The organism is Sphingomonas oligoaromativorans (assembly GCF_011762195.1).
In the GTDB taxonomy this organism is placed as follows: Bacteria; Pseudomonadota; Alphaproteobacteria; order Sphingomonadales; family Sphingomonadaceae; genus Solisphingomonas; species Solisphingomonas oligoaromativorans.
Genome location: NZ_JAASQK010000006.1, coordinates 26,429 through 53,128 on the forward strand (window position 1 = coordinate 26,429; position 26,700 = coordinate 53,128).

Annotated in this window: 24 protein-coding genes; 7 read left to right on the forward strand and 17 right to left on the reverse strand. The window is 69.5% G+C overall.

Annotated elements, in window-relative coordinates:
• Positions 1-5 precede the first annotated feature (5 nt).
• Complete coding sequence (locus FHS98_RS12795; RefSeq protein ID WP_167105526.1) at positions 6-755, reverse strand: isocitrate lyase/PEP mutase family protein; 750 nt, start codon at positions 753-755, stop codon at positions 6-8.
• 32 nt (positions 756-787) lie between these two features.
• Complete coding sequence (locus FHS98_RS12800) at positions 788-1,096, reverse strand: NIPSNAP family protein (RefSeq protein ID WP_167105529.1); 309 nt, start codon at positions 1,094-1,096, stop codon at positions 788-790.
• Positions 1,097-1,196: 100 nt separating this feature from the next.
• Between FHS98_RS12800 and FHS98_RS12805 the strand changes: the two genes are divergently transcribed.
• Positions 1,197-1,910 carry an ArsR/SmtB family transcription factor gene (locus FHS98_RS12805; RefSeq protein ID WP_167105532.1) on the forward strand — a complete coding sequence of 238 codons (714 nt, stop codon included), beginning with the start codon at positions 1,197-1,199 and terminating at the stop codon, positions 1,908-1,910.
• A 66-nt stretch (positions 1,911-1,976) separates the two neighbouring features.
• On the opposite strand, the gene FHS98_RS12810 is transcribed toward FHS98_RS12805, so the two are convergent.
• On the reverse strand, positions 1,977-4,376 hold the full coding sequence (locus tag FHS98_RS12810) for a TonB-dependent receptor (protein WP_167105535.1): 2,400 nt from the start codon (positions 4,374-4,376) through the stop codon (positions 1,977-1,979).
• A 504-nt stretch (positions 4,377-4,880) separates the two neighbouring features.
• Positions 4,881-5,852, reverse strand: a complete 972-nt coding sequence (locus FHS98_RS12815) for an AraC family transcriptional regulator (protein WP_167105538.1) — start codon at positions 5,850-5,852, stop codon at positions 4,881-4,883.
• Between the two features lie 126 nt (positions 5,853-5,978).
• Here FHS98_RS12815 and FHS98_RS12820 point away from each other — a divergent pair, with 126 nt between their 5' ends.
• Positions 5,979-6,515, forward strand: a complete 537-nt coding sequence (locus FHS98_RS12820; protein WP_167105541.1) for a carboxymuconolactone decarboxylase family protein — start codon at positions 5,979-5,981, stop codon at positions 6,513-6,515.
• An 84-nt stretch (positions 6,516-6,599) separates the two neighbouring features.
• Entirely contained in the window at positions 6,600-7,094 is a 495-nt protein-coding gene (locus FHS98_RS12825; RefSeq protein ID WP_167105544.1) for a YkgB family protein, read from the forward strand.
• A 62-nt stretch (positions 7,095-7,156) separates the two neighbouring features.
• On the opposite strand, the gene FHS98_RS12830 is transcribed toward FHS98_RS12825, so the two are convergent.
• From FHS98_RS12830 to FHS98_RS12875, 10 genes are all read right to left on the reverse strand, one after another.
• Positions 7,157-10,171 (reverse strand): efflux RND transporter permease subunit, encoded by a 3,015-nt coding sequence (locus FHS98_RS12830; RefSeq protein WP_167105547.1) that lies wholly within the window; start codon positions 10,169-10,171, stop codon positions 7,157-7,159.
• Positions 10,171-11,193: an efflux RND transporter periplasmic adaptor subunit gene (locus FHS98_RS12835; RefSeq protein ID WP_167105550.1), complete on the reverse strand. Its 1,023-nt coding sequence runs from the start codon at positions 11,191-11,193 to the stop codon at positions 10,171-10,173. The genes FHS98_RS12830 and FHS98_RS12835 overlap by 1 nt, the downstream gene beginning before the upstream one ends.
• The gene (locus FHS98_RS12840; RefSeq protein WP_167105553.1) at positions 11,190-12,491 is read right to left on the reverse strand and encodes a TolC family protein; all 1,302 of its coding nucleotides are present in this window, start codon (positions 12,489-12,491) and stop codon (positions 11,190-11,192) included. The genes FHS98_RS12835 and FHS98_RS12840 overlap by 4 nt, the downstream gene beginning before the upstream one ends.
• Before the next feature lie 209 nt (positions 12,492-12,700).
• Complete coding sequence (locus FHS98_RS12845) at positions 12,701-13,213, reverse strand: DUF2141 domain-containing protein (protein WP_167105556.1); 513 nt, start codon at positions 13,211-13,213, stop codon at positions 12,701-12,703.
• Positions 13,210-14,142, reverse strand: a complete 933-nt coding sequence (locus FHS98_RS12850; protein ID WP_208402257.1) for a hypothetical protein — start codon at positions 14,140-14,142, stop codon at positions 13,210-13,212. The genes FHS98_RS12845 and FHS98_RS12850 overlap by 4 nt, the downstream gene beginning before the upstream one ends.
• 12 nt (positions 14,143-14,154) lie before the next feature.
• Positions 14,155-15,318: a glycosyltransferase gene (locus FHS98_RS12855; RefSeq protein WP_167105559.1), complete on the reverse strand. Its 1,164-nt coding sequence runs from the start codon at positions 15,316-15,318 to the stop codon at positions 14,155-14,157.
• A 104-nt stretch (positions 15,319-15,422) separates the two neighbouring features.
• Positions 15,423-17,750, reverse strand: coding sequence for a TonB-dependent receptor (locus FHS98_RS12860; protein ID WP_341786063.1), 2,328 nt, complete (start codon positions 17,748-17,750; stop codon positions 15,423-15,425).
• Positions 17,747-18,697: a FecR family protein gene (locus tag FHS98_RS12865; protein WP_167105562.1), complete on the reverse strand. Its 951-nt coding sequence runs from the start codon at positions 18,695-18,697 to the stop codon at positions 17,747-17,749. The genes FHS98_RS12860 and FHS98_RS12865 overlap by 4 nt, the downstream gene beginning before the upstream one ends.
• The gene (locus tag FHS98_RS12870; RefSeq protein ID WP_243848021.1) at positions 18,684-19,328 is read right to left on the reverse strand and encodes an RNA polymerase sigma factor; all 645 of its coding nucleotides are present in this window, start codon (positions 19,326-19,328) and stop codon (positions 18,684-18,686) included. The genes FHS98_RS12865 and FHS98_RS12870 overlap by 14 nt, the downstream gene beginning before the upstream one ends.
• Positions 19,328-20,119: a hypothetical protein gene (locus FHS98_RS12875; RefSeq protein ID WP_167105565.1), complete on the reverse strand. Its 792-nt coding sequence runs from the start codon at positions 20,117-20,119 to the stop codon at positions 19,328-19,330. The genes FHS98_RS12870 and FHS98_RS12875 overlap by 1 nt, the downstream gene beginning before the upstream one ends.
• Before the next feature lie 124 nt (positions 20,120-20,243).
• Here FHS98_RS12875 and FHS98_RS12880 point away from each other — a divergent pair, with 124 nt between their 5' ends.
• Both FHS98_RS12880 and FHS98_RS12885 read left to right on the forward strand, forming a co-directional pair.
• Positions 20,244-20,411, forward strand: coding sequence for a hypothetical protein (locus tag FHS98_RS12880; protein WP_167105568.1), 168 nt, complete (start codon positions 20,244-20,246; stop codon positions 20,409-20,411).
• Complete coding sequence (locus tag FHS98_RS12885) at positions 20,404-20,559, forward strand: hypothetical protein (protein ID WP_167105571.1); 156 nt, start codon at positions 20,404-20,406, stop codon at positions 20,557-20,559. The genes FHS98_RS12880 and FHS98_RS12885 overlap by 8 nt, the downstream gene beginning before the upstream one ends.
• Before the next feature lie 15 nt (positions 20,560-20,574).
• On the opposite strand, the gene FHS98_RS12890 is transcribed toward FHS98_RS12885, so the two are convergent.
• A complete protein-coding gene (locus FHS98_RS12890) occupies positions 20,575-21,885 on the reverse strand; it encodes a cation:proton antiporter (RefSeq protein ID WP_167105574.1) in 1,311 nt (436 codons plus the stop codon).
• 210 nt (positions 21,886-22,095) lie between these two features.
• Complete coding sequence (locus FHS98_RS12895; RefSeq protein WP_167105577.1) at positions 22,096-23,049, reverse strand: ornithine cyclodeaminase family protein; 954 nt, start codon at positions 23,047-23,049, stop codon at positions 22,096-22,098.
• A 423-nt stretch (positions 23,050-23,472) separates the two neighbouring features.
• Here FHS98_RS12895 and FHS98_RS12900 point away from each other — a divergent pair, with 423 nt between their 5' ends.
• Positions 23,473-24,285 carry a phytanoyl-CoA dioxygenase family protein gene (locus FHS98_RS12900; protein WP_167105580.1) on the forward strand — a complete coding sequence of 271 codons (813 nt, stop codon included), beginning with the start codon at positions 23,473-23,475 and terminating at the stop codon, positions 24,283-24,285.
• A gap of 43 nt (positions 24,286-24,328) precedes the next feature.
• Here FHS98_RS12900 and FHS98_RS12905 read toward each other — a convergent pair whose 3' ends face one another.
• A complete protein-coding gene (locus FHS98_RS12905) occupies positions 24,329-25,459 on the reverse strand; it encodes an FUSC family protein (protein ID WP_208402258.1) in 1,131 nt (376 codons plus the stop codon).
• Between the two features lie 176 nt (positions 25,460-25,635).
• Between FHS98_RS12905 and FHS98_RS12910 the strand changes: the two genes are divergently transcribed.
• A complete protein-coding gene (locus FHS98_RS12910) occupies positions 25,636-26,697 on the forward strand; it encodes a class I SAM-dependent methyltransferase (RefSeq protein WP_167105583.1) in 1,062 nt (353 codons plus the stop codon).
• Positions 26,698-26,700: the final 3 nt, after the last annotated feature.

Here is a 26,700-nt window from a genome sequence, read left to right on the forward strand (position 1 = left end):
TCGCCTTATGCTTCCGCTCGCCTGAGGGCGGTGGCGGCTTCTTCGAACGACGCCCAGGCCCGGCCGGCAAGGCTGGCCCCCACGCTGCATCGGCGGACGCCCAGATCGGCAAGCGCGCGGGTGCTCTCATCATAGTCGTGGACGACGACATTCACGGGCTTCGGCGCGACGGCCGCCACCAGTTCGGCCACCGCCCCCGGATCGAGAAGGAAGGGGACGAACAGGCAGTCGGCGCCGGCATCCGCATAGGCGATCGCCCGGGCGATGCTGTCCCGCACCGGCATGTCCTTCACCCGGAAATTCTCGTTGCGGCCGATCAGCATCACGGCCGGATCGATCGCGTCGATCGCCGCGCGCGCGGCCGCGATCCGGTCGACGGCGAGGCTGGTCTCATACATGGCGGAGCCCGACCAGTCCTCGATCGAAAGCCCCGCCACGCCCGTCGCCACCGCCATCGCGACGTTCGCGGCGACATCCGGGGGAGCGTCCGCAAAGCCGTTCTCGAAATCGGCGTTGACGGGCAGGGGCGTGGCGTCGACCAGCGCCCCGAGATGCGCCAGCACCTCGTCCCGGCTCATCTGGCCATCCTCCTTGCCGGCGGCCCACGCCGCCCCCGCGCTGGTCGAGGCGATGGCCCTGAAGCCGAGGCCGGTGAGCCGGACGGCGCTGCCGGCATCCCAGGCATTGGGGATGATGAAGAAGCCGCTTTCATGCAGCCTGCGGAACGTGGCGCGCTTCTCTGATATGGTCGGCATGGCTATCTCCCGTTTCCCGTTATCGTCGTCGCTCAACCGGTGGATACCAGCCTGAAGAATTGCCGATCCTCCCGCCGGATGATCTGCTCGCGCCGGCTCAATGCAAGGTTTTCGCGTCCAAGCGGGTCGGCCTTGAGCCGGGCGCGATAGGCTTCGTAGGCGGCCAGGTTCTCGATCGTATAGATTCCGTAGGCGGTCGTCGCGGTGCCCTCATGGGGCGCGAAATAGCCGATCAGGTCCGCCCCGCACCGGGGGATCACGCGCCCCCAGTTGCGGGCATATTCCTCGAAGGCGTCCTGCCTGTAGGGATCGATCTCGTAGCGGATGATGCAGGTAATCATGATGGCTCCTTTCCGGGGAGCCGGGGATATCGCGTTCGTCCCGCCGGATGTTTCGGCCGCCGCCGAAGCATCCGCCGCCCGATCGCGCTATGCTGGCGCCATGAGCAGCATCATTCCCCTTGCCGAGATCGGGGCTCTGGTGGGCGAGCCGGCCCGAACCGCGATGCTGGTCACGCTCATGGACGGGCGGGCGCTGACCGCGGGCGAGCTGGCCCGTGCCTCCGGCGTCACGCCGGCGACCGCCAGCGGCCATCTCGCGCGGCTTGTGGAGGGCGGCCTCCTCGCCATGATCCCGCAAGGGCGTCATCGCTATTTCCGGCTGGCGACGCCCGCCGTCGCCCGCATGATCGAGACCATGATGGGCGTGGCGGGCGTCGCCGATGCCGCGCGTTGGGCGCGACCCGTCCGTTCGGGGCCGGCCGATCGCGCGATGCGGCGCGCGCGCCGATGCTACGATCATCTCGCGGGCGATGTCGCGGTTCGGATCGCCGATTTCCTGGTGGAGTCGGGCCATCTCGAATGGACGCCGGAGGCCGCGATGCTGACGGCTTCGGGTGTCGGGTTCGCACGGCGTCTGGGGCTCGACCTCGACGATCGATCGTCCCCGGACATGCCTGTCGGACGACAAAGGGCGTTCTGCCGGCCATGCATGGACTGGAGCGAGCGGCGGCCCCATGTGGCGGGCGCGCTCGGGCGGGGGCTGCTCCAGCTCTTTCTGGACGAGCGGTGGCTGCGCGAGATGCCCGACAGCCGCGCCATCACGATCACGGCGCCGGGTGCGGAGGCGCTCGAACGGCATTTCGGGATTCGGTAACGGGATGATCGGGGCAGGGCCGCCGCCCGAGGCCTTCCGGCCGGCGGCGACCCTGCACCATGACGGTCAGAAATGCTTGCTGAACGTCATGCCGACGGTGCGCGGCTGGTTGACCTCGAAGGCGAGCCGGGCGCGGCCGCCGCGTTCGCGATCGAACGAGAGCAGCGCCTGCTTGTTCAGCAGATTGTTGATGTAGATGGATATCTCCATCTGCGCGGGAAAGCGCAGCCCGGTGCTGAGATTGACGATCTCATATTTCGGCAGCTTCAGATTGAGCACGGTCGCATCGAGGCCGCTCGCGCCGCCGAACGGCAGGTTCGACACGAAGCTCTGCGGATTGCCCTCCTGATCGGCGGGCTGCGTGTAGCGGCTGCCGATATATTGGTAGGAAGCGGTGAGGAAGGCATCGATCCCCTTCTCCCGATTGACCGGCTGCGTGTAGGTGCCGCCGGCCGACAACTGGAAATTGGGCACCGTCGGCAGGCGATTGCCGTCGCGGATGCCGGCCACCGGCGTTCCGCTCGGCCCCTCGATCGTGGAATCGAAGACCGAGTGGGTGTAGGTTCCCGACAGGTTCAGATCGAGCCCGTGGACCGGCGTGTAGGCGAACTCCCACTCGGCGCCCTCGGCATGGGCCTTGGGCACGTTGAAGATCACGCGCGACGAGCAGGAGCCGGCGTCCGCCGTCACCTGCAAATTCTGGATGCGGTTGTAGAAGAAGGCCGCGTTGACGCGGAGCGGGCCGAAATGCGCCTTCACGCCGCCCTCATAATCCCAGAGCGTCTCGTCCTTGTAGTTGGGGTGGCCGCCGAAGGTCTGCGCGTCCGGTCCGTTGGGAACCCCGCCGTCGCACAGCGGCAGGTTGAGCGGATCGTTGACGCCGCCGAGGCGGAAGCCCTTGGACGCCTGCGCGTTGATCTTGACGTTCGGCGTCGCATCCCAGCTCACCAGAAAGCGCGGGGTGAACCCGTTGGACTTGGTCTGGTCCGTGCGGTTGTCGCCGTTGGCGTAGAGACCGCCCGACACGAAGCGGCGCTTTTCCTTATAGTCGTAATAGCGCCCGCCGGCGGTGACGTGCAGCACCGGCAAAACGTCGTAGGTCGCCTCCGCGAAGGCGGCGAGTTCCCGCAATTTGTACGGAATGTCGGAGGCGTAGGGCGTGTCCGCCGGGAAGCCGTTGGCGACCGCGGCCGACGTTCCGGCGCCGAGCGCGGCATCGACATAGGCGTCGTAGCCGGGCTCGATCGAGCGCTGCGAATAGTCCCTCGTGTTGTGGAGATAGAAGCCGCCGACGACCCATTGGAACGGCCCGTCATTGTCGGAGGCCAGACGGACTTCCTGCGTGAACTGGTTGAGCCGGGTCCGGTCGATCAGGCTCGAAGGCAGCAGCACGGCGGCGTCGGGAAGGCCCAGATCGACCGACACGCTGCCGTCCAGCGTGCTGTCGTCGCGATCGATGAAGAGCTTGCGGTGGGTATAGGTCGAGACCGATGTCAGCGCGACGCCGCCCAGCTTGATGGTGGCCGTGTTGTCCGCGATGAACAGCTTGTCGTCGAAGGCCTCGGGGTGGAGCAGGAGCTGCTCGTTCTTGCCGAGATGGACGGGCGGATCGGTGAACGCGTTGCCGTAGAGATTGAAGATGTCGCGGCGGTTGAAGCCGTCCGTGTGGAGATGCTGGAACAGCACGCGCGGCGTGATCGTGATGTCATCCGTCGGCTTCCAGGCGAAGGCGAGGCGGCCGCCCGTGCGGAAGCCCTCGTTGACATTCTTGCGCTCGCTGCCGTTCAGATAGCGCGCGTCGATGAAGCCCGGATAGAAAGTATAATAGCCGACCGCGCGCACCGCCAGATCCGGGGTCAGCGGCACATTGACCATGCCCTTGGCCGAGCCCCCGAGGCCGCCGCCGTCGATCGCGTTGAAATTGCCTTCGATCGAGGCCTCGGTCTTGGACGTCGTCGGCTGGTTGGTGATGTAGCGGATCGTCCCGCCTTCCGAACCGGCGCCGAACAGCGTGCCCTGCGGCCCGCGCAGCGTCTCGACGCGATTGAGGTCGTAAAGGTCGAGATCGGGCGTGAAGAGCGACATCGAGATCACGGATTCGTCGAGATAGACGCCGACCTGCTCCTGCACGCCGGGCTGGTCGCGCGCGATCTGGCCCGACGATACGCCGCGGATGGCGACCTGACTCTGGCCCGGCCCCAGATTCTGGATCGTGAGGCCGGCGATGTTGCGCGACAGATCCTCCAGCGTGGTCGCATGGGCTCGCTGGATGTCCTGCGCCGTCTGCGCGTTGATCGAGAAGGGCACGTTCTGCAACAAGACCGAACGCTTGGTCGCGGTGACGATGATGTCCTGGCTGGCGTCCGATGTCGGCGCGGACTGCGCGTGGAGCGGTGCCGTCAACGCCAGAATCGACGTCGATGCGAGCGAAAGCAGTGCAAACCCGGCCCCGTTATGATGGCTCATGGTCCTGATCCTCCCCTGGATATATTATTATGCTTTCATTGGATCGATCCTGTTGTCCGGTGTGTCTTCCTCCCTCCGTTGCGGCATGTGCGATGCGGAACGCGTCGGTGGCGCGCCTTTCGGCCTACCGATGGGGCGGGATCGCCGTATCCGGCTGTTGCGGGTCCGCGACGGCGCTGGAATGTCCGGTGGGCGTGGCTTGCGCCTGAAACTGCCCGGCCCTACCCGCAATCGCGAGCACGGACCCACGCTCGGAAAACGCCGACATGTGCCATCCCCCAACAGTGTGTGGGCCACTGCCGCCCGCTTTGTCGCGGGTTCGGGTGCCCCATTCCTGTCATGCTACTGTAAGAAGAGACGATGCTTCTTCGCAATGAGCGACTCTCTTCGGCGCGATCTATTGCGCCGAGGTGCGTGTTTTGGGAGACAGTTTGAAACCCGCCAAAATGAAGCATTCTTTCGGCGGGGTTTTATTCGGGTCCGACGTGCGAAGCAGGCCCTGCGTCAGCCCGGATCGGCGGACACCGTCTCGCGCATCTGCCGGCGATATTGGGCGGGTGTCACGCCCATATGCAGCTTGAAGGCGCGCTGGAACGCGGCTTCGGACTGATAGCCGACATCCTCGGCGACGGCGCCGGTCGAGGCGGACGAGGTGCGGAGCTGGTTGGCCGCGATCGTCATGCGGATATCGGTGAGCAGGTCGGTCGCCGAACGGCCGAGGCTCTGCTGGAACTGGCGGATGAAGGTGGCGCGCGACATGGCGCAGAGCCCCGCCAGCTCCGGCAGCGTCCAGCTCCGCGCGGGCTCGTTGAACAGCGCGGTGAGGGCGGGGGCCAGCCGGGGATGCCCGGCCAATGCCAGCAGGCCGTCCGGCGCGCCCTCGGCCTCGCTGGCGAGGCGCAGCGTCAGCGCGAAGGTGGCGGTGGAGAGCGCGTCCAGCATCGCGCGTCCGCCGAGATTCTCGTCCGCCGATTCCAGCCGCATCAACCCGACCAGACCGGCGAGCTGGGCGCTCGTCCCCGGCCGCGCGGTCGCGGCGGTGTGCTCGGCCGCGCTGACCACCAGTTGCGCGGGCAGATAGTTTCGGATCAGCCGCTCATGGGCGGCGGACAGCCTGAAGCGCCCGCACAGGATGTCGAGCCGCTCGCCCGTTCCCTCATTCTCGTCGATCGTCAGCGTGAGGCCGGGGCGCTTGCGCGATGGCGCGGGATCGGCGCCGCTGCCGTCGTTGAGGATATGCGCGGAGCCGTGCGGCAGCAGCACGATGTCCCCCGCCGTCAGCCGGCGCGACGGCGCACCGGATGGATCGTCCAGCGTCGCCGATCCGGCGAGCACGATATGATAGGGAATCTCTCCCGGCCCGGCCGTCTCGAAGGTGAGTTGCCACGGGGCGCCGAAGAAGCAGCGATGCTCGACCCGTCCGCTGACCGGCACCAGTTCCAGCAGCCGGCTCAGCCAATCGGTGATGTCCGGCATATCAGGCTCCATGAATGATACTATCGAGCATAATAGTGAGCCGATCTGGAATTAGCAATCTCGCCTTGTGGGTTCATACGACACTCAACGTCCGAACGGGACGCCTGAACAGCAAGGAGTGTCACCATGTCTCGCATCGCAACCCCCGCCCTCGACACCGCGACCGGCGCCACCGCCGAGGTCTACGCCCAGATCAGGAAGGCCGCCGGCAGCGTGCCGAACACCTATGCCGCCATCGGCGCCCATGGCCCGGCCGCGCTCAAGGCGGTGCTCGCCGCCGAGGGCGTGCTCGCCTCGGGCTCGCTCGACAAGCAGGATCGGGAGACGATCAAGCTGCTGGTGAGCGTGGTCGCCGGCTGTGACTATTGCGTCGCCGCGCACAGCCTGCTCGGCAAGATGACGGGCCTGTCGCAGGATGCGCTGAGGCATATCCGCGCCGGGGAGCCGACCGGCGATGCGAAGCGCGATGCGCTGATCCGCTTCGTGAAGCTGCTCGCCGGCACCAGCGGCACGATCGCCGCCGGGGAGTTCGATGCGATCAAGGCGGCCGGCTACACCGACGCGCAGATCGTCGACATCAGCCTCGCCATCGCGCTGACCACGTTCACCAACGTCTTCAACCGCATCAACGACACCGCGATCGACTTTCCGGCGGTCGACTGACCGCCGGAAGGGCGCCGCTCTCCCTGCCCCTTCCCCGGAGCGGCGCCCACCCTTTCGTCGTCACGTCTGCAACAGGAGGACATCATGAATCTCATCATCGACAAGCTCGACCGCTCGGGACTGCTCCGCCACGATCTCGATTATCATCTGCTCCGTGCCGCGATGGTCGTCATCTTCGCATGGTTCGGGTACGACAAATGGTTTCAGGCCGAAATCCAGGGGCTTCTGCCCATCATCACCCATGGCCCCTTCATCTTCTGGACGATCCCGGTGCTGGGCATCAAGGGCACGAGCATCTTCCTCGGCACGTCGGAATGGACCTTCGGAACGCTCATCCTTCTGGGCTTCTGGAACAAGAAGCTGGGCGCTCTGGGCGCTCTCGGATCGATCTTCACCTTCATCGCCACCGTCACCGTCATCCCCTTCGTTCCCGGCGCATGGGATCCGAATGCGGGCGGTTTCCCGGCGATGACGATGGTGACGGCGTTCCTGCTCAAGGATCTCGTCCTGCTGGTGGTCTCCGTCTATCTGCTCAAGCAGGACGTCCAGCGTGTGATCGAGGCGCGGAAAAGCCGCTGATCCTTCCCCGTTCGCGGGCCGCCAAATCCGGCGGCCCGCGCGCTTTTTCGTGATGAAGCCGGTCAGCCGACGTCCGCCCGGCGCACCAGCCCCGGCATGATCAGCAGGACGAGTGGATACTGGAGCAGCAGGCCGCCGATGATGGCGATGGCGAGCGGCTGCTGGATGCCCGATCCCTGGCCGATGGCGAGCGCCAGCGGCAGCAGCGTCAGGATCGCGGCGAGCGTCGTCATCGTGATCGGGCGCAGCCGGTTGCGGCTGGCGGCGCGGGCGGCTTCGGCGGCCGGGAGCGTGCCGCGCAGCGCCTCATATTCGGAGATGTAGAAGATCGCCATCTCGGTGCCGATGCCGATAATCATCGTCATGCCCATCAGTGCGGTGATGTTGAGTTCCACGCCCGTCAGCCACAGCGCGATGAACACCGCGAGGGTGGAGAAGAGCGAGCAGCCGATGATGATCGCGGGTGTCGCGAAGCGGCGATAGAGGAGCAGGAGGAGGATGAACTCCGCCATCAGCGCCGCCGCGAACACGCGGGCGAGCCCGGCAAAGGCGATCTGCTGCTGCTGGTAGAGCCCGCCCAGCTCGTAGCGTATGCCGGGCGACAGCACGCCGGGCTTGTCCAGCGCGGCCTTCACGTCGGCGACGGCGGAGCCGATGCCGCGCCCCTCGATGCGGCCGGTGACGGCGACCAGCGGCTCCAGATTCTCCCGAGCGATCTGCGGCTGACCGGTGACGCGCACGACCTCCGCGACGCGGCCGAGCGGAAGGACATGGCCGTCCGCCGCGCGGATCGGCAGGCGAGCCAGTTCGTCCTCGGTGAGGCTCAGCGCGTTGGGGAGGCGGACGCGGACGTCGACCATCTTGTCCGCCTGCGGAAGCGAGGTGGCGACCGCGCCGGTCAGCGCGTCGTTGAGCGCGGTCTCGACATCGGCGGGCGTCACGCCCTCGAAACCGGCCCGCACGGGATCGATCTTCACGTCCAGCGCGTCGCCGGCCAGTTGCAGGCCGCTCTTCACCTCGACCACGCCGTCGATCCTGCCGATGAGCGCGGCGACCTTCTCGGCTTCCGCACGCAAGGGAGCGGGGTCGGCGGCGAAGAGCTTGACCTCGATCGGCTGCGGCACGGCGGTGAGATCGCCGATCAGATCTTCCATGAGCTGGGCCAGCTCGACGTCCACGCCGGGCACTTTCGCCGTCACTTCGGCCAGCACGTCGGACATGACCGCCTCGGTCGATCGGGAGTGGCCGGGCCTGAGGCGGACGAAATAGTCGCCATGATAGCTCTGGCCGAGATCCCCGCCGAGGCCGGTGCCGAGCCTGCGCGAGAAGGTGGCGACGTCCGGGTCGGCCTTCAGGATGGCATCGACCTCAGCCATCTCGCGGCTGGTCTCGTCGAGCGAGGTGCCGGGCTTCGTATAATAGTCCATGACGAAGCCGCTCTCGTCGACCTTCGGCATGAAGCCGGTCGGCACCTTCGACCAGGCGAGGGCACCGAGCCCGAGCAGCGCCAGGGCTGCCACCGCGACCAGCCACGGCCTTGCCCCGAGCCGGTCGAGCGCGCGGATATGCTGCCGGTCGAGCCAGTTCTCGCCGTCGGCGGCCGGATCGTGCCAGGTGGCGAAATCGACGATCCGGCGCGCGAGCAGCGGCACCACGAAGGCCGTCATCGCCCAACTGATCGCCAGTGCCGCCGCCATCGTCAGCGACAGGGCCTTGGAGAAGGCGCCCGTCACGCCGGTGAGGAAGGAGAGCGGAAGGAAGACGATCAGCGTCGCCAGGCTCGATCCGGTCAGCGGCTTCAGGAACTCGCGCGCGGCGGGCAGCACGGCGTCCCGGCCGGCGGTGGCGGCGCGGCGGGCGATATGTTCGACCATGACGATCACGTCGTCGATCAGCAGGCCGACCGCGGCCGCGATCCCGCCCAGCGTCATGATGTTGAAGCTCATGCCGGACAGGCTCAGCACCAGCACCGTGGCGGCCAGCGTCGCCGGCACGACGAGCAGCGCGATCAGCGTCACGCGCCAGCTCTTCAGGAACAGGAAGAGCACCAGCGCCGCCAGCACCAGCCCGATCAGGACGGCATCCCGCACGCTCGCCACCGACTGGGTGACGAGCTGGCTCTGATCGTACCAGCAGACGAGGCGGACACCCGGCGGAAGCGGCATCCCCGCCAGCCGGGCGGCGACGCTGTGGGCGATCTTCACGGCATTGCCGTCGGGCTGCTCGAAGATGTTGAGCAGGACGGCGGGCTTGCCGTCCTCGACCACGCGCTGCCAGACGGGCGCGACGCCGCGCTGGACGGTGGCGACATCCTTCACGCGCACCACGCCCTGCGGGGCGGCCTTGACGACGACGTCACCGATCTGTCCCGCGCCGGTCAGGCTGCGGTCGGCGATGACGAGCGACAGGCGCCCGCGATCCTGCACCTGCCCGACCGCGCTCAGCACATTGCCGTTGCGGATCGCGGCGGCGAGATCGGGCATGGCGAGACCGGCCGCCGCCAGCCGCTGCGGATCGGCCAGAACCTCCACCTCGGCGGTATCCCCGCCCTGCACGTCGACGCGGGCGAGGCCGGGGATGGAGGAGAGGCGCGGGATGATCTGATAGAGGCCGAAGTCCCGGAGCGCCACGGCATCGGGATGATCCGACACCAGCGCATAGGAGATGATCGGGAAGACCGTCGGGTCCATGCGGCGGACGTTGTAGGCGGTTCCGGCCGGCAGCGTGGGGAGGGCACGGGCGATGGCGCTGTCCACCATCAGCGTCTCGGCCATCATGTCGCGGCCCCAGCCGAAATCGATCGAGATCTGCGCCGATCCGCGCGTCGTCTCGGAGCGGACATCGGCGACGCCGGGGATGGTGCGCAGCGCATCCTCGACCGGGCGGGTCACCAGCATGGCGGTCTGGTCGGCGGGGCGGCTGCCGGCATCGAGATCGACCACGACGCGCGGGAAGGAGACCTGCGGGAACAGGCCGATCGGCAGCGACAGCGCCGCCGCGATCCCGGCGAGCGCGAGCGCCAGCGCGATCACCAGCACGGCGCGCGACTGGCGCTCGATCAGGGCTTCGAAACGCATCAGCGATCCATGCGGACGGCGCCGCCATCCTCGACCTGATAGGCACCCTCCACGATCAGCGGACGCGTGGGATCGAGCGCGCCCTGCACGACATCCTGTATGGCGGACGCCTGCACGATGGTGACCGGAACGGCTTTGGCGCGGCCCCCGGCGATCTGGAAGACATGGGCGCCGTCATCGTCCGTGACGACGGCGGCGTGGGGCACGGTCCAGCCCGTGCTGGTGCCGGTCGCGATCTCGGCCTTCACCGCCTCGCCGGGGAGCAGCGCGCCGGCCGGGAAGCCGAGATCGACGTCGATCAGGCGCGTGGCGGGATTGAGCTGTCCATCGATGCGGAGCACCCGCGCGGCGATGGTGGGGCCGCCGCTCAGCCGGGTGAGCCGTGCGGTCTGGCCGGGGCGGACATGATCGCGCTCGGACGGGTCGATGCCGGCGGTGGCGATCACCCCACCACTGCGCGCGACGATGGCCAGCCCCGTGCCGGGCTGGGGGCGGTCGCCGGCCGCGACGGGAAGCGCGGTGACGATGCCGTCGAACGGTGCGCGCACGATCTGGATCGCCTGACCCGCGCCTTCGCGGCGCTGGGCATCGAGCGCGGCTTTCGCGTCCGCCACGGCCTTGTCCGCCTGGGTGAGCTGGTCGCGCGTGGCGAGCTGCTGGGCGAGCAGGCGAGCGGTGGTGTCGCGCTGCCGGATCGCGGTGGCGAGCGTGGTGGTGGCCGCTTCGTAACCGGACAAGGCGGACGGCGCGACCGCGAAGCGGACGAGCGGCTGGCCGGCATGGACGCGCGCGCCCGCCGTCACCAGCAGGGCGGCGACCTGCCCCGGCTGCGCGATGCTCAGCGTCTCGGTGCCCGAGGAGGACGGGGTGACGCTGCCATAGGCCGTCAGCCAGCGCGGCATGGTGCCCTGTCGAGGGATGACGGTGGAGACGGCCACGCCGGCATCGGGCGCGCGGGCGGGCTGCCCGGTTCCGCAGCCGCTCAGGGCCGCGATCATGGCGAGGGCGAGCGGCCGCCTCATCGGGCGGCCTCCGTCGCCGGGAGCGTCTCCACGGTGGGCAGGCCTGCGCCGACCAGCGTCTGCAAGGCGATCTGCCGGTCCATCAGCGCGGTTTCGAGCGCCATGACATCCTGTTCCCTGGTGAAGCGATTGGCGATGAGATCGACATAGGCGGCTTCCTCGATGGCGGACTGGCCGCGTGCGGCCTGCGCGTGCTCCGCCGCCAGCCTTGCGGCGGGGAGCGCGGCGCGGGCGACGGCGAGCTGGCGTTCAAGCTGCGCCATCTCGGCGAGCGCGGCGCCGACTTCGCCCGTCGCGGTGGCGAGGCGCGCGGCATATTCGGCCCGTAGCTGGGCTCGGGTGGCGCGAGCGGTGGCGATGGCGCCCTGTCCGCGATCGAAGATCGGCAGGCCGATGGTCGCTTCCGGCCCGACATTGACGACCTTGCTGGAATCGCTGGTGGCCGAGCCGCCCAGCACCAGATCGGGGAATTGGGTGAGGATCGCCTGCCGCACGCTTTCCTCCTGCGCGGCATAGCCGAGGCGGAGCGCCAGCAGATCGGGCCGCCGCTGCGGCAGGGTGGCGAGCGAAGCCCGGATCGCGGCCGGATCGAAAGGCGGCAGCGCGATGGCCGGGACCAGCGGCAGCTCGACATCGGGCGCGAAGCCGAGCAGCGCGTCGAGCTGATGCCGGAGCTGGAGCAGGCGCTGGTCGATCGTGTCGAGAGTGCTCCGCGCGGTCTGAACGGCGGAGAAGCTCGGGGAGGCCGTGACCAGCGTGACGTCGCCCGCCGCGAGGGCCGTCCGCATCGCCCGATCGCGCGCCGAGAGGAGGCGGAAAGCCTCTTCCGCCGATCGTTTCTGGCGTCGCGTCGCGATAAGATCGGCCGCGAGCTGGCGGGCCTGCCCCGCGACCTGCCACTCCTGCCACAGCAGATCGGCCGCCGCCTGCCCCGCCGTGTCGCGCGCCGCGCGCTGGCGGGAGCGATAGGTGACGAGCGCCTTGATGTCGGTCGATAGCCCGACGCTCCACGCCGGTGCCACGCCGATCCCGGACACCAGCGGCAGGAACGCGCCCGCCAGCGATGGATTGGGCAGGATGCCGCTCTGGATCAGCGCCGCGTCGGCGACGCCCCGCTTCGCGCGCGCGGCCTTGAGATCGGGATCATTCTCCAGCGCGAGCCGCACCACTGCGTCGATGTCGAGCGGCGGCCCGGCGGCGGCCCGCTCGACCAGCGGCGCGCGCATCGCGAGCGGGGCCGGCGCATAATGCTGGCAGGCGCTTGCGAGCAGCAGGAGCGGGAGGGCGACGCGCCTCACCGGCCGAACTCGAGCGCGACGATCGGGCCGGGGCGATCGTCGCCGATCATGGGCTTCGCGCCATGGATGCGCGGAATGGCGGTGGCCTCGTCATCCTTGGCGATCGGAATCCGCATGGCGTGCCTTCTGCATGATCTTGGGTGCTGGAGGATATCTAGCGGCGATCGCACGGTTTGGGGCCTCGCAATTTCCCGATGTCGGGGGCGGCGTCAGCCGAGCGGCCCGAAGCCGAGGATACCCCGGCGATAGTTGAGGATGATGGCGGTTCGGGTGAGGCCGGGGCCGGCGAGGATGCGGGCCTCGGCGGCCGGGGGCGCGGCGTGGCCGATAGCGGGATTGCCCGGAAAGCCGACGCCGTCGCGCCAGAAGTCGAACTTCGGCTTGCCCGCCCGGTCGTGCGTGAGCGCCAGCGTATAGACGCCGGGCGACGGCACACGGATGCAGAGCGACACCGGCCCCTTCGGTGGCAGCGGGATGGTCACGCGGCGGAAGGTCTTGTGCGCGGCGACCAGCACATTGTCGTCGGCAAGGAAGTCGGCCTGATCGGGCGGGAAGAGTTCGGCGCGCAGCGTCCCCGTCCGGTCCTTGAGGCCGAGCGGGCTGATGAGGATGGCCGGCCCCTGTTCGTTCGGGCGACAACGTCCTTCCGCGGTGCCGAGGCTCGGGTTCGACGCGATCGGCGCCGCGCCGATGAGCGCAAGAAGCGCGAGGCGGCGGATCATCGTGCGTGCCCCGCCGGCGGCGTCAGCAGGTCGGCGAGCGCGAGGGCGATGCCGAGGACGAGATGGGCGAGCAGGATGAGCGAGGCGGTGATCGCCACGACATTCGCGAGATCGCCGCGCGCGCCGATCAGATAGGTGATGAGGCCGGCGAACACGATGTCCTTGTTCGGCATCAGCGGAAGCCGCGACAGGAGCTGGCGCAGCGCCGCGAGCAGAACCCACCAACTGAGCGCCACGGCGGGCAGGGCCTCGTGCCATGCCAGCGCCGAGAGCAGCAGCGATGCCGCGATCCTCGCGAGGTGGAGGGCCGAGATCCGCCAGAGTTCCGGGCGCGCGAGGGTGAACAGCCGTCGCCGGAGCAGCATGGCCGGAAGCGACATCGCCGCCACCACCATGGCGGAGAGGAGCAGCGCGCGCCCATGCTGGCCGAGCTGGAGCGTGCCGAGCGCCGGCCACGCCAGCCCCAGCATCGCCAGCGTGACGAGATTGCCGGTCTGCGCCGACAGCACCGACACATCCTTGATGACGCCGAAGGGCGTCGCGGACAGCCGTCGCCTCCGCCGCATCCAGGCGTAGAAATAGACTTCGCCCGAATAGCCGAGCAGGATTTCGTTGGAGATGCGCTTGCGCAGCAGCGGGATGAACCCGGACAGCGGAAGCGACCATAACCGGCGGTAGATCAGCCATTCGCTGACCGGCAGCGCGAGATAGGCTCCCACCAGCGCCAGCCAGAACGCCGGCCGCACCGGCAGCATCGCCGGGAGATGCCCGAGATCGAGTGCCCGCAATTGGATCAGCGCCGTCAGCAGGACGCCCATGGAGATGGCGGGCGATACCCATCCGCGCCATCCGGTGGTCCGCTGGCGAAGCTCCTCGGGATCCCATGCGATGGGGAAAGTGGGGGAGGCGATGGAAGTACCGGTCTGCACGCTGTCTCCGGGTCAGGCGGCTTCGATGTCGATGGCGCCCGGCGTCGCATAGGCGGGGCCGCCCTGCCGGCGGGCGGCAAGGCGGGCGAACAGGGCGAGATAGGCCCGCGCGCTCCGGTGCGCGTCGTAGCGGGCCGCCCAGGCGGCGATATCGTCGCGGGGGCCGGGAAGACGGGCGACCGCGATCGCCAGCGCCATCGCGCCCCGCCCTCCGATGGAAACGAGCGTGCCGTGTTCGCCCAGCAGCTCCGCCATGCTGGCGCAGCAGTCGGTCGCGATGACGGGGAGGCCAGCCGCGATGCTCTCGACGACGATCCCCGGCACGCCTTCGTAGCGGGAGGAGAGGAGCAGGATGTCGCTCCGCCCGATCTCTTCCTCGGCATTGCCCGCGCCGGGCAGGGAGACGCGGTCGCCCAGCCCCAGCCTCTCCACCAGCGCTTCGAGCCGGCCGCGTTCGGGGCCGTCGCCGAGGATGGTCAGCCGGTCTTCGGGCGCGCGGGCCATGGCGAACGCCTCGATCAGCATCGCAAAGTCCTTCTGCCGGACGAGCCGGCCCGCGGCGAGGAAGCGCCGTCCCGCGCCACGGGATGCGCGCGCCGCTTCGCCTGCGCGCACCAGCCTGGCCAGCCTCGCGGCATCGAGCACGGGATTGGGGAGGACGCTGATCCGCCTGGAGGGGAGCCGCAGGATCGCCGCCGCCTCGTCCCGCATCGCCGGGGAGAGCGCGATGAAATGATCGATCAGGCGCCCCTGAAGACGGCACCAGCGATGATAGAGGAAGCGCACCGGCCACGGCAGGTCGGATCGCCCGTGATCGTTGCTGATCTTGGCGACCACGGGCGGGCAGCGCCGGCCGAGCCACAGCTTCAGCGCGACCGCCACCACCGTATAGCTGTTGCCCGGACAGAAGAGGATGTCCGGTCGTTCATCGCGGATGAGCGCGGGCAGCCAGAGCAGCATCCACAGCGTCTCGATCCAGCCGACCGCGAAGGGCGGCCTCGTCAGGAAGAGCGGCGGCATGTCCCGGAGGTCGGCGTCGCCGTCGTCCCGGCCGAGCACGATCTGGACGTCCGCCCCCGCCCGTCGCCACGCGCGGCAGAGGCGCAGCGCGGTGCGCTCGACGCCTCCTTCCCCGGTCGTGTGCAGGAAGCAGAGGATGCGGGGCGTGCCGCTCATGCCGCGCCGCCCGCCATCGGAATCGTGCGGGGCGGGAGCGGGCGAGGGGCGGTTCGCATAACCGCATGACGCCGCTCACCCGACCGATCCGCAGTCGCGCTCCGTCAGAAGGAGAAGGCGGCCCCGAGCCGGATGGTGCGCGGGCGCAGCGGCGTGACCTGCCGGCCGGCGGCGACGCCGAACGGGTTGCCGAGCGCGAAGATGTTGCGCCGCGCGTCGAGCAGGTTGGTCGCGTCGAGCGAGAGGGTGGCGCGGCCGACGGGAGCGGTCAGGCCGAGCGCGACATCGGCATAGCGCCCCTGACGCAGATCGATCGCCGTCCCCGCGCCGAGCCGCGAATGGCCGACATAGCGGACCGAGGCGCTGGTCTCGATCCGTCGTCCCGCGATCTCGAAAGCGTAGCGCGCGCCGGCCCGCAGGGTCACGTCCGCGATGTTGGGGAGCGATGCGTCCTTCTCGGCGACGAAGGCGGGGGCGGGCTTCGACAGGGTGCTGTCGCTGAGGAAGGTCGCGCCTTCGAGGGTCAGATGCGCGGTGGGTTTCCAATGCCCCTGAAATTCGAGGCCGACGATCCGGCCGGAGCCGATATTGGCGGTGAAGGGCAGGCCGGCCGCGTCGATCAGATCAGCCTGGATGTCCTCCCAATGGGCGTAGGAGCCGGCCAGCGTCGCGCCGAAGCGATCGGCGGCCCCGCCATAGCGCATCCCCAGTTCCCAGGTGGCGAGGCTGTCCGCCTCGAAGCGCTGCGTGCCGCTCGCCTGCACCGACAGGCCGCCGGGTCGATAGCCCTCCTGATAGCGGCCATAGAAGGAGAGACGCGGGGCCGCCTTCCAGACGATGCCGACGGACGGCAGCAGGGAGCGGTCGTGGCGCCGCCGGTCGTCGTCCCCCTGTGCGGGCACGCGGTCGATCACGTCGCCGACCAGCCGCGTCAGCCCCAGCCGCGCGCCGCCGGTCACGAACCAGCGCCGCGCGAGGCGGAGCGTCGCCTCCCCATAGATCGAGGCCTGCTCCACCGTGTTGCTCGTGCCCGAGAGGCTGCCCTCGGCACCGACCGGCCCGAGCGTGCGGGTCAGCCGGTCGGTGCTGCGCAGCAGTTCGGCGCCGACGACCCAGCCGCCGCCATTGCCGGCGCGATGCGACAGCCGCGTCTCGTTGGTGAGGAGGAAGATGGAGTCATCCTCCTGATAGCGCATCGGTTGCGCCGGCGAGGGGCTGGCGTCGTAGGTCGAGCCGACGTCGTGGAACACCGCCGACGTGGCCGAGACGAAGGTCGTCGCCCCTGCGTCATGGCGGACGACGACGCTGGCCAGCGAATAGTCATTGTCGAAAGGCTGGGCGATGACGCTCTGGCGGGAGAGGGGCGGCAGGCCCCGTTCGGCATATTGGCCGTCGCGGCTGTCGATGTTCTGGAGCACGCCGCCGAGATCGACGGTCCAGTCGGGCGCTGGCTGGAAACGCAGCGTGGCGCGGCCGCCGCGGGTCGTCGTCCGGTTGATGTCGGCGCGGCCACGCGCGGGATCGTCGATATAGCCGCCGTCGATGCTGCCATAGCCAACCGCCCTGAGCCCCAGCCGATCAGGGATCAGCGGCAGGTCGACGATGGCGGCTCCGTCCACCCCCGGCGCGCCGCGTGCGGTCAGCGATCCTCCGCCTGCGATCGAGAGCAGGCCGTGCGAAAGATCGGGGGGCGTCGGCACCAGCCGCACCACGCCGCCCAGCGATCCGGCGCCGTAGAGCGTGCCCTGCGGCCCCTCCAGCACCTCCACCGAGGCGATGTCGTAGAGCGCGAGATCGGGATCGGGCGCGCTGTAGTTCAGGCGCACCTCGCCGAGATATTGCCCTACAGTCGCCTGTGTCGGCCCGTTGAAGCTCGAATCCGCCACACCCCGGATGAAGAGCTTGTTGCGCCCCGGCCCGAGATGCGTCGAGGAGAGGATCGGCAGTTGCTCGACGAGCGCGTCCGATCCGTGCGCCAGCCGGCCGGGGCGCAGGCTGCCAGGATCGACGAGCGCGACGCTGCCGGCATAATCGTCGATCGTCTCCGCCCGCTTGCTGCCGGTGACGACGATGGCGGGCTCCGTGCCCGACAGAGCCTGACGTTTGGGCAAGACGCGTTCGGGGCGGGCAGGGAGCGTCGCGCGCAGGATCTGGAAGGTCTGCCCGTCGATCTGGACGAAGCGCGCCGGCGTGCCCGCGAGCAGCCGGGAGAGCGCCTTCGCGACGCTCATCGTCCCCTGTACGCCCCGCACGGGAATCGTCCCCAGCGCATTGTCGGTGAGGCCGATGGTCACGCCCGCCTGATCGCCGATCGCGACGATCGCCGAGCGCAGCGGGCCAGCAGGCACGGCAAAGGCGACGGGGCGGGCGGCGGCTGCACCTGCGGGCACCGCCACCGCCCCGCACGCGGCGACCAGAATGGCGGGCCTCACCGGGCGGGCAGCGCCATCCGCCAGCCGGCGCCGTCCCGCAAGATCGCGATGCCCATCACCGCCGACAGCCGTTGGAACATGCGCGGGCGATCTGGATCGATCATGATGACCCCGCTGAAGCGGCGTTGACGGATCGCCCCGTCGACGCTCACCGGCTGGCCGATGCTGCGGGCGAGATCGGTGGCGACGTCGGCGAGGACGGCGTCCCGATAGAGCAGCCGGCCCTGCCGCCAGCTTCCGATCGTCTGCGGATCGGCGTCGCGCACGATCGCGCCGCCCGCCGCGATCCGAACCGACTGGCCGCCATCGAGGCGCAGCGCCATGCCCGCCGGATCGACCATCACCGCCCCCTCGCGAACCGCCATCTCGGTGCTGTCGCCGGTGCGTACCACATCGAAGGCGGTGCCCACATCCCGGAAGGTCGTGCCGCCGGCCTGCACCTCGAAGGGATGGGCCGCGTCATGCACGACCGTGAAGAAGGCCTCCCCGCGCTCGACGATGGCGAGGCGGGGCCTCGCCTTGTCGAGGCGGATCAGGCTGTCGCCGTTCAGCGCCACCTGCGTGCCGTCGCCGAGCGCCACGGTGCGATGCTCGCCGGGCGCGGTGCCGATCGCATAGGGCTGCCCGCCGCCCGGAAGCGCGACGAGCCCGGCGATCGACGCGGCCGCCGCCAGCCCCAGCCCGGCACTCCACCGCCGCCAGCGGCCGCCCGAAGGGGGCGCCGTGACATTGTCGTTGACCGGCATCGTGGGCGCGGGTGCGTGTGCCGGTTCGAGCCCCTCCGTCGCGTCCTCGATCAGCAGCGAGGCGGTGTCGAAGGCCTCCGGGTTGGCCGGATCGCTCTCCAGCCAGAGGGCATGACCTTCCCAGTCGGCGAAGTCCGGGTTCTGGATGCGGCGCACCCAGTCGAGCGCCTGTTCGTGGCGCTGGCGCTCAGCGGGCGTCATCCTCTGCCTCCCTGTTGGCGGGATCGGTGGCGCTGTCCTCGGCATAGCGCCGCTGTGCCGCCGCGACGGCGCGATAGGCGCGCTGGAGATGCTTCTCCACGGCGCTGACCGTGATGCCGAGTTCGTCCGCGATCTGGCGCTGGGGAATGCCCTCCACGCGATACCGCCTGAAGATGTAATCCGCGCGCGTGCCCAGCGCCGATAGCGCAAGGTCGACATGCCGCAGCCTGTCGCGCGCGATCAGCGTCCGTTCGGCGCCCGGCGCGTCGTCGCTCATCCCGTCCGATCCGCGGACGGCCTCGTGATAGACCTGCTCGCGGCCCTGCCGCCGCACCGCGCTGCGCCGCCGGTCGAGCATCAGATTGTGCGCCATGCGATAGAGATAGGCGAGCTGGTCCTGGATCGCGGCGGCTTCGTTCCCGGCGTCCAGCTTGATCCACAATTCCTGGAGCAGATCGTCGGCCTCGTCGCCTGCGCCCCGGGCACGCAGATAGCGCAGCAGGGCCGGGCGATGGATCATGAACCTCTCGGCGAGCGGCCCATCCGCCATGCCGTTCCTCCCGCCCGTACTCGACAGGCGCGCAGGATAGGCGAGGGAAGCGCCGGCGGTAAAGCGGGTGACCGCCGCCATCAGAAGCGGGTCCGCAGGAAGATCGACAGGCGATCGTCCTGCCGGGCGCCGCTGCCGATCCATGCCAGATCGTCCTTCGCGACGGTTTCCGAGCGTGTCTCGATCCCGAGCATGGGCGCTCCGCCGGCATCGCCGCCCAACGGAAGCAGCGCCAGCGTCGCCCGCAGGCCGCTTTCGTGCAGCGGCGCTCCGTTGGCGAGTTCCGCCATCCGCTCGGCGCTGTTCGCCGCGCTCGCGCCGCCGGTCTGGTGCCAGCCGAGGCTGAACCGCCAGCGATCGTCGTGCAGCCAGGCCATCTCCATCGTGCTCGACGAGGTCGACAGATGCGACCGCGCGACGAGCCATGGCGGCTGCGCATTCTTCGCGAAGGATTGCGCGAGCCCCACGGACAGGCTGTTTCCAACCGTCACCGGCCAGTCGAGATGCAGCCCGAACGCCCATAGTCTGGCGCTGGTGACGCCATCGGTGGTCAGGCGTTCGCGGAGCCCGTCGAACGAGGCGGTGGCCTCGCCGAGATCGAAGGCGACGCTGCGCCGGCGCACATGGGCGCCGTCCCCGCCGATCGTCGACCAAGGATCGGCCATGGACGATGCATGGAGCGTCGTCCGGGCATCGGGCAGGGGCGTCCATCGCGGCCGGGCCGGCATCGGCAGCACCGCCTCCAGCGACCATCCGCCCGCCGGCGCAGGCCATCGCGGCCCCTGCGCGCGAAGCGGCGGGGCGAAGGCGGTCATCATGATGAAGGCGGCGACCCAACGCTCGATCCTGCCCATGGTTGTTCCCCCGGCCATCGCCGGCCTCTCGGCCGCCGACCGGGATAAGACGCCGGCAGGCCGCCGGACCCGCAGTCGGATGGGCGGGGCTGCGGATTCCGCGATCGGCCGGCGTCTCGCTTGCATCGGGCGAGGATGGCGAATGTCGATCGGGATCGGATATCGGATGGGTGCGGCGGCGTGGCTGGCGATGCCGGCGGCCGCGCCGGCCGGGCCGCTGTCGCTTGTCCTGCGTCGTCCCGCCGACCTGTTCGATCATATCGGGCTGAGCATCGACTATCGTCTCTCGTGGAGCCGCGCCAATGGCTGAGTATCTCCTGAAGCGGCTCAAGCGCGGCCTCCCGGCCGGCCACCACGCATCCCCTCGCCATGGGGCGTGCTGGCCGGACGAGCGGCTCTGCCTCTATCGCATCACGGTCGCGAGGTTGCTGATCTGGGCGATGCGCCGCAGCGCCTAGGCCGCGCGCTCGCGATCAGGCGGGCTGGGCGGCGGACGGCGGGGTGAGCGCCGCCTCGTCCTCCTCCTCGTTGAGCTGGCCGAGCTCCCCGCTGGCGCGCGCCTTCCGGCCGTAGACGATCTCGAACAGCGGCGACGTCATCAGAGTCGTCACGATCGCCATCACCACCAGCATCGAGAACAGCGCCGGCCCGATGACGCTCTTCTGAAGGCCGATGTTGATGATGATAAGCTCCATCAGCCCGCGCGCGTTCATCAGCGCGCCGAGCGCCATCGCCGTCGGATTGTCCTGCCCCGTGAGGCGGGCGGCGCCCCAGCAGGCGAGGCCCTTCGCCGCGACCGATCCGACGAGGATCACGGTGGCGATCGCGGCCAGGCTCCAGCTATTGACCATGGTGAGCTGGGTGTTCAGCCCCGAGAAGGTGAAGAACATCGGCACCAGCAGCCCGACGGTGAAAGGCTCGAGCTGCTTGCGCAGTTCGCGGGTCAGGAGCCCGCGCGGCATGGCGACGCCGAGCAGGAAGCCGCCGAACACCGAATGCAGGCCGGCGCCGTCCATCGCCCAGGCGCTCAGCATGAACAGCATCAGGACGATGGCGAGCAGCGGCGGCGTGACCTTGCCCTCGCGCTCGGCCCGGCGGGCGAGCGGGGCGAGCAGCTTCGGCCCCAGCCCGAACATGAACAGCGCGAACAGCCCGCCGCCGGCCACCGCCTTCATGGCGACGCCGGGGCCGCCGCCGAAGCTCGCCAGCACGATCGCGAGCACCGTCCACGCACCAGCATCGTCGATCGCGCCGGCGGACAGCGACAGCGAGCCGAGCGGCGTTCTGGCCAGCCCGCGCTCCTGGATGATCCGCGCCAGCACGGGGAAGGCGGTGATCGAGATCGCGGCGCCCATGAACAGCATCGCCTGGGGCGGTGCGATGCCGTCGCCGAACAGATGCAGGTGGAGGAGCCACGGCGTGAGCGCGATCGCCACCAGGAAGGGGGCGATCATGCCGGACAGCGAGACGGCCACCGCGCTCCGGGCGTTCAGCCGGAAATGATCGGTGCGGAAGCCGAGGCCGACGAGGAACATGTACAGGCCGACGCCGAGCTGGGCGCAGACATAGAGCATCGGCCGCGTATCCCTGGGGAAGACCATCTCCTGCACGCCGGGCGCCAGCAGGCCGAACAGCGACGGCCCGAGGATCACGCCCGCGATCATCTCGCCCATCACCTGCGGCTGATCGAACAGCCGCTTCATCGCCCAGCCCGTCGCGCGGCAGGCGGCGAGGATGACGAAGATCTGCATGAAGAAAGCGACGCTCAATTGAGCCAATGTCATGCCCCACTCCCGATATCGCCGCTTCCGGGACAGCGCTGACAATCGCTGTCGCAGCCGGGCGGATTTGTCGTCAGAGAGGCGGAGCCGATGCGGCCCGGCAAGTCATTTCAGGCCGGGAAACCGCCCTGCCGGCACGATTTCCGGCCGGGGGCGCCGACCTGTTGCAGGGCGGGCACAAGGTAGGAACGTGCCTACATTTGCGAGCGCCGGTCAGCCCCCGGAATCGAGCCTCGACCGGCGGTGGAGATAGGCCGCGCTGGCGAGATCCTGCACGATCGAGCCGAGGGATTTGTAGATCGTCACCTCCGCAGGATGGCGGCGGCCGGGTGCCGTGCCCGCGAACACCGCGCCGATCTCGGGCTGGACATGCGCCTCGTCGACGAGGCCGGCTTCCCTCGCCTTCAGATATTCCGCGCCCTGTGCCAGCACGCCCTCGCGATGATCCGGGAAGAAGCGGGCGCGCCGGACGAGCGCGCCGTCGATCTCCACCGGCCCCGCGCGGCTCGATCCCACGAGGTTGATATGGGTGCCGTCCGCCACCTCGGCGCTGTGCAGGATGGGTTCGCTGGCGGCGGTGGTGGTGCAGAGGATGTCGGCATCGCGCGCGGCTTCGGCCGGGCTGGAGGCGATGTCGACGGGGAGCGCGGTCGCCTCCGCGATCCGTGCCGCGAGCGCGTGGGCCTTCTCCGGCGAGCGCCCCCACAGGACGATCCGGTCGAGCGTGCGGACGTGGCGGATCGCCAGCGCATGTTGCCATGCCTGCTCGCCGGTGCCGAGGATGGCGAGCCGGCGGGCGTCGGCGCGCGCGAGCGCGTCGGTCGCGGCGGCGGAGGCGCAGGCGGTGCGGATCGCCGTCACCTCGCCCGCGTCGATGACGCAGACCGGCGCGCCCGTCTCCCGGTCGAACAGCAGGATCGCGCCCTGATGCGAACGGCCGCGCGCTGCGGCGGACGGGAAGACGCTCACCAGCTTGGCGCCGAAGCCCGCGCCCTCCATCGCGCCCGGCATCACCCCGAAGGCGTCGCCGCTGCCCAGATCGATGATCCCGCGCAGCAATTGCCGCGTGCGCCCCTGCGACAGGGCGATCATGGCATCGCGCATCAGCCCGATGCAGGCGCGCCGGTCGAGCCGGCGCGCGACCTCTTCCGCTCCGATGACGATCATCCGTTCAGGCGCCCCATATGGTTTCGGCATAGCGCAGGAAGTTCTGCCCCATGATCTTCTCCACCCGGCGTGGCGCCATCCTCCGTCGCCGCCGCGACGGCGGCCCCCGCGAACGTCAGCCCCGATGCCCATAACGAGATGCCAGACAGCAGGCGAAGAACGCCCCTTCCCGATATCCTCACGATATTCTCCCGCACGATCCCCCATGCCTGTTTGATAGTCATCCCGCACCGATCGCAAGAGGCGTGGAGAATCCGGGGGGCGTTCGGAGAATGGAGCCGGCCGTGCCGGATCATGAGCCCCGATGATCGAGACCTTGAGCCGGTCCTGCATTATGCACGACGTGCCGCGACGGGCTGGCCTCCGCCGAGCGGACCGGCTTAGCCATGTTCCGGTGCGATGATGTTGGATAGCGTAACCCATATGGCGCCACGCCGTGACTCGTCGCCCCGTGAGGCGGCCGCTTCGCTTTCCCGGAACGGTTTCGCCGTCGTCGAGGATATCTTCTCCCGGGATGATCTGCGCGAGGCGGAAACGCTGCTGGATCAGTTGTTTCGCGAGTTCTCCGCCCTCCGGCAGGCCCGGCGACCCGGACAGCGCATCGTCGCGCGCGATATGGCGACAGCCATGGGCGAGGGGATCGATCAGCCCGAAATCCTCTATGCCGCCTCGCTCAATCCCGAGCTGGAGCGAACCGCGCTGTTCCGCAAATGCACGGCGTTCGCGCAATCCATGACCGGATCGGTTACGCGCGCCTTCGATCATGCGATCGTGAAAAGCCCTTTCAACATGTCGGTCACCCCCTGGCATCAGGATGCCGCGCTCACCCGTTTCCGCCATCTTCCCCGGTTCTTGCGGGGGGAGCGGCTGCATTTCTGGATACCGCTTCAGGATGCCACGCCGAGCAACGGCTGCATGGAGTTCGTGGCGGGCAGCCATCGGCAGCCGCTGCTCAAGCACGAATCCTTCGTCCGGGCGCGCGGGGACGGCGGATGGGCCGCGAGCCCCGGACCGGACGCGCAGCGCGTCGCCTGCCCGGTGCGCGCCGGCGGGTTCACGATCCACACGCCGGGAACGCTCCATTATGCCGGCCGCAACGAGACGGCCGCGAGCCGCAAGGCGTGGATCATCCATTTCAGCCGCTTCGGCAGCATGGAAATCGCGCTCAAGCGCCTGTTGAGCCGGGTTCCCGCGCCCTTGCCGGGATTGGCGGTGCCTGATCGGCGTGGTTCCTGAGATGTCCCTTTAAGGGGAGGGAAAAGCGAACCTCCCCAAGCCGTCAGGCGTCGAGCGAGCCCTGCCCGACGCCGGCACGGGCGTGCGGTTCGGGGCGGAGCAGGTGCCAGGCGAGCAGCACCGGCTCCAGCAGCGCCATGCCGATCAGGATGCCGGTCAGCCGGTTCCAGGCGGGGGCCGTCGCGGTGTGGAGATAGCTGTCCGGCACGAGCGTGACGAGGATCGCCAGCGTGAACTGCGTGCCGGTATAGGCGAGGCCGGTCTTCCCATTCTCGATATGGCGGCCGATCAGCACGCCGATCGCGGTGCCGAGGAGCAGCATCGCCGGGCTGCCGTGCGCCACGATCACCATCGTCCCGGCGAGCATCGCCCCGGCGAGGCAGCCCGCCATGCGCTGAAGCAGGCGGTGGCTGACCGTCGCGAAGCTCGCGGCGCCCATGTTGGAGATGGGGACCAGCATCACCGCCATGACGGTGATCGCGCTCTGCGCCAGCTCCGGGATGCGCAGCCACGCCCAGAGCCACGGGATCAGCGCCAGGGTGAGCGCGGCCTGACCGGCATGGCGCGCGGCATTGGGGTGCCAGCCGCCGGCCATCTGCGGTGCCGGGCTCGGCCCCGCCGGCCAGCGCCGCCGCGCCGTGACCTGCGAGATCAGGTTGACGACCAGGCAAGCGACGGTGCCGGCCACCACCTCCAGCAGCCGCGTCTCCACGAATTCGCCGACCATCCGGTCATGATGCTCGACGCTGTCGAGCAGGATCATCTCGAAGGTGAGGCCGACGAACAGCCACGCATAAGCGCGCCTGTGGGTCAGCGCACCATAGAGCGTGGTCCCGCCGATCAGGGCAGCCGCGATCGATGTCAGGATCGTCGAAGGCGCGACGATCGGCACCAGCAGCCATGCGACGCCCGCGCCCAGCCCCGTGCCGACGATGCGCAGCGCCCCGCGGACGACGCTCTCCGACAGCCGGCTGCGCATCACCATATAGCCGGAGAAGGCCGCCCAGCTCACGTTCCGCGCGCCGATCAGATGCGCGAACAGGATCGCGAGCAGGACCGAGAGGATGCACTCCACCTCGTCCACCAGCCGCGGCCCCGGCGTCACGAGCGCGCGCATCCCGGCGGCGAGGCGGCGGACGGGGGGTGGCGCGGACGGCATCACAGATCCGGCCATAGGATGCTGCCGCGCGCCGGCCAATGACGAATGCGCGGGATGGGCGCCCGTCCACGAGCCTTGCGATGCGGCCCTTCGCCATCCGTCTTCGCGAGTTGCCCCTCGCGGATCGGGGCCGCGCTTGATAGGATGCGGCAGCGTATCTGGAGCCACCGAGTCCAGCGAAGGGGCGCGCCATGGCCGCCGCACCGGACGATACGAAGCTGCACGCATTTGTTGGCAAGATGCTCACCGACCTGGGGGGCGGGATGAGCGTCCCGACCGTCCGCATCGGGCTCCGGCTGGGGCTGTTCGACGCGCTCGAACGCGAGCCCGCGACGGCCGGAGAGCTCGCCGCGCGGGCGGGCGGACTGCATGAACGCTATGTCCGCGAATGGGCGCTGGCACAGGCCGCCAACGGCTATGTCGATTATGATCCCGCCACCGACCGCTTCAGCCTCTCGCCCGAGCAGGCGATGGTGTTCACGGTGCGCGACAGCCCGGTCTTCCTCGCCGGCGCCTTCGATATCGTCGCGGCGATGATCGAGGCGGAGGGGAAGGTGGAGGAATGCTTTCGCCACGGCACGGGCGTGCGCTGGGGCGATCATGCCGGCTGCCTGTTCTGCGCGACCGGGGCCTTCTTCCGCCCCGGATATGTCAACAACATCGTCCAGAACTGGATACCCGCGCTGTCCGGCGTCGAGGCGAAGCTGCGCGGCGGCGCGCGGGTGGCGGACGTGGGCTGCGGCGTCGGCTTCTCGACGCTGCTGATGGCGGAGGCCTATCCCGAGAGCCGCTTCACCGGCTATGATTTCCACGAGCCTTCCATCGAGGAGGCGCGCCGCCACGCCGAGGCGCATGGCCTCGCCGATCGCGTCCGCTTCGAGGTCGCCAGGGCGAAGGAGATCGGCGAGGGCGATTTCGATCTCGTCACCATGTACGACTGCCTGCACGACATGGGCGACCCGGCCGGGTGCGCGGCGCATATGCGCGACATCCTCGCCGAGGACGGAACGTGGATGATCGTCGAGCCCATCGCCGGCGACACGCCGGGGCAGAATATGAACCCGGTCGGCCGGCTCTATTACAACGCCTCGACGATGATCTGCGTGCCGACCTCGCTCGATCAGGAGGTGGGCGCGGCGCTGGGCGCGCAGGCGGGCGAGGCGCGGCTCGGCGCGCTGATCCGCGAGGCCGGCTTCGCGCGCGTGCGGCGGGCCACCGAGGGGCCGTTCAACATGGTGCTGGAGGCGTGCTGAGCG

Coding starts and splice junctions, on each gene's coding strand:
- FHS98_RS12795 (WP_167105526.1), bottom strand. CDS start 755: ATGCCGACCATATCAGAGAAGCGCGCCACGTTCCGCAGGCTGCATGAA.
- FHS98_RS12800 (WP_167105529.1), bottom strand. CDS start 1,096: ATGATTACCTGCATCATCCGCTACGAGATCGATCCCTACAGGCAGGAC.
- FHS98_RS12805 (WP_167105532.1), top strand. CDS start 1,197: ATGAGCAGCATCATTCCCCTTGCCGAGATCGGGGCTCTGGTGGGCGAG.
- FHS98_RS12810 (WP_167105535.1), bottom strand. CDS start 4,376: ATGAGCCATCATAACGGGGCCGGGTTTGCACTGCTTTCGCTCGCATCG.
- FHS98_RS12815 (WP_167105538.1), bottom strand. CDS start 5,852: ATGCCGGACATCACCGATTGGCTGAGCCGGCTGCTGGAACTGGTGCCG.
- FHS98_RS12820 (WP_167105541.1), top strand. CDS start 5,979: ATGTCTCGCATCGCAACCCCCGCCCTCGACACCGCGACCGGCGCCACC.
- FHS98_RS12825 (WP_167105544.1), top strand. CDS start 6,600: ATGAATCTCATCATCGACAAGCTCGACCGCTCGGGACTGCTCCGCCAC.
- FHS98_RS12830 (WP_167105547.1), bottom strand. CDS start 10,171: ATGCGTTTCGAAGCCCTGATCGAGCGCCAGTCGCGCGCCGTGCTGGTG.
- FHS98_RS12835 (WP_167105550.1), bottom strand. CDS start 11,193: ATGAGGCGGCCGCTCGCCCTCGCCATGATCGCGGCCCTGAGCGGCTGC.
- FHS98_RS12845 (WP_167105556.1), bottom strand. CDS start 13,213: ATGATCCGCCGCCTCGCGCTTCTTGCGCTCATCGGCGCGGCGCCGATC.
- FHS98_RS12855 (WP_167105559.1), bottom strand. CDS start 15,318: ATGAGCGGCACGCCCCGCATCCTCTGCTTCCTGCACACGACCGGGGAA.
- FHS98_RS12865 (WP_167105562.1), bottom strand. CDS start 18,697: ATGACGCCCGCTGAGCGCCAGCGCCACGAACAGGCGCTCGACTGGGTG.
- FHS98_RS12870 (WP_243848021.1), bottom strand. CDS start 19,328: ATGGCGGCGGTCACCCGCTTTACCGCCGGCGCTTCCCTCGCCTATCCT.
- FHS98_RS12875 (WP_167105565.1), bottom strand. CDS start 20,119: ATGGCCGGGGGAACAACCATGGGCAGGATCGAGCGTTGGGTCGCCGCC.
- FHS98_RS12880 (WP_167105568.1), top strand. CDS start 20,244: ATGTCGATCGGGATCGGATATCGGATGGGTGCGGCGGCGTGGCTGGCG.
- FHS98_RS12885 (WP_167105571.1), top strand. CDS start 20,404: ATGGCTGAGTATCTCCTGAAGCGGCTCAAGCGCGGCCTCCCGGCCGGC.
- FHS98_RS12890 (WP_167105574.1), bottom strand. CDS start 21,885: ATGACATTGGCTCAATTGAGCGTCGCTTTCTTCATGCAGATCTTCGTC.
- FHS98_RS12895 (WP_167105577.1), bottom strand. CDS start 23,049: ATGATCGTCATCGGAGCGGAAGAGGTCGCGCGCCGGCTCGACCGGCGC.
- FHS98_RS12900 (WP_167105580.1), top strand. CDS start 23,473: ATGGCGCCACGCCGTGACTCGTCGCCCCGTGAGGCGGCCGCTTCGCTT.
- FHS98_RS12905 (WP_208402258.1), bottom strand. CDS start 25,459: ATGGCCGGATCTGTGATGCCGTCCGCGCCACCCCCCGTCCGCCGCCTC.
- FHS98_RS12910 (WP_167105583.1), top strand. CDS start 25,636: ATGGCCGCCGCACCGGACGATACGAAGCTGCACGCATTTGTTGGCAAG.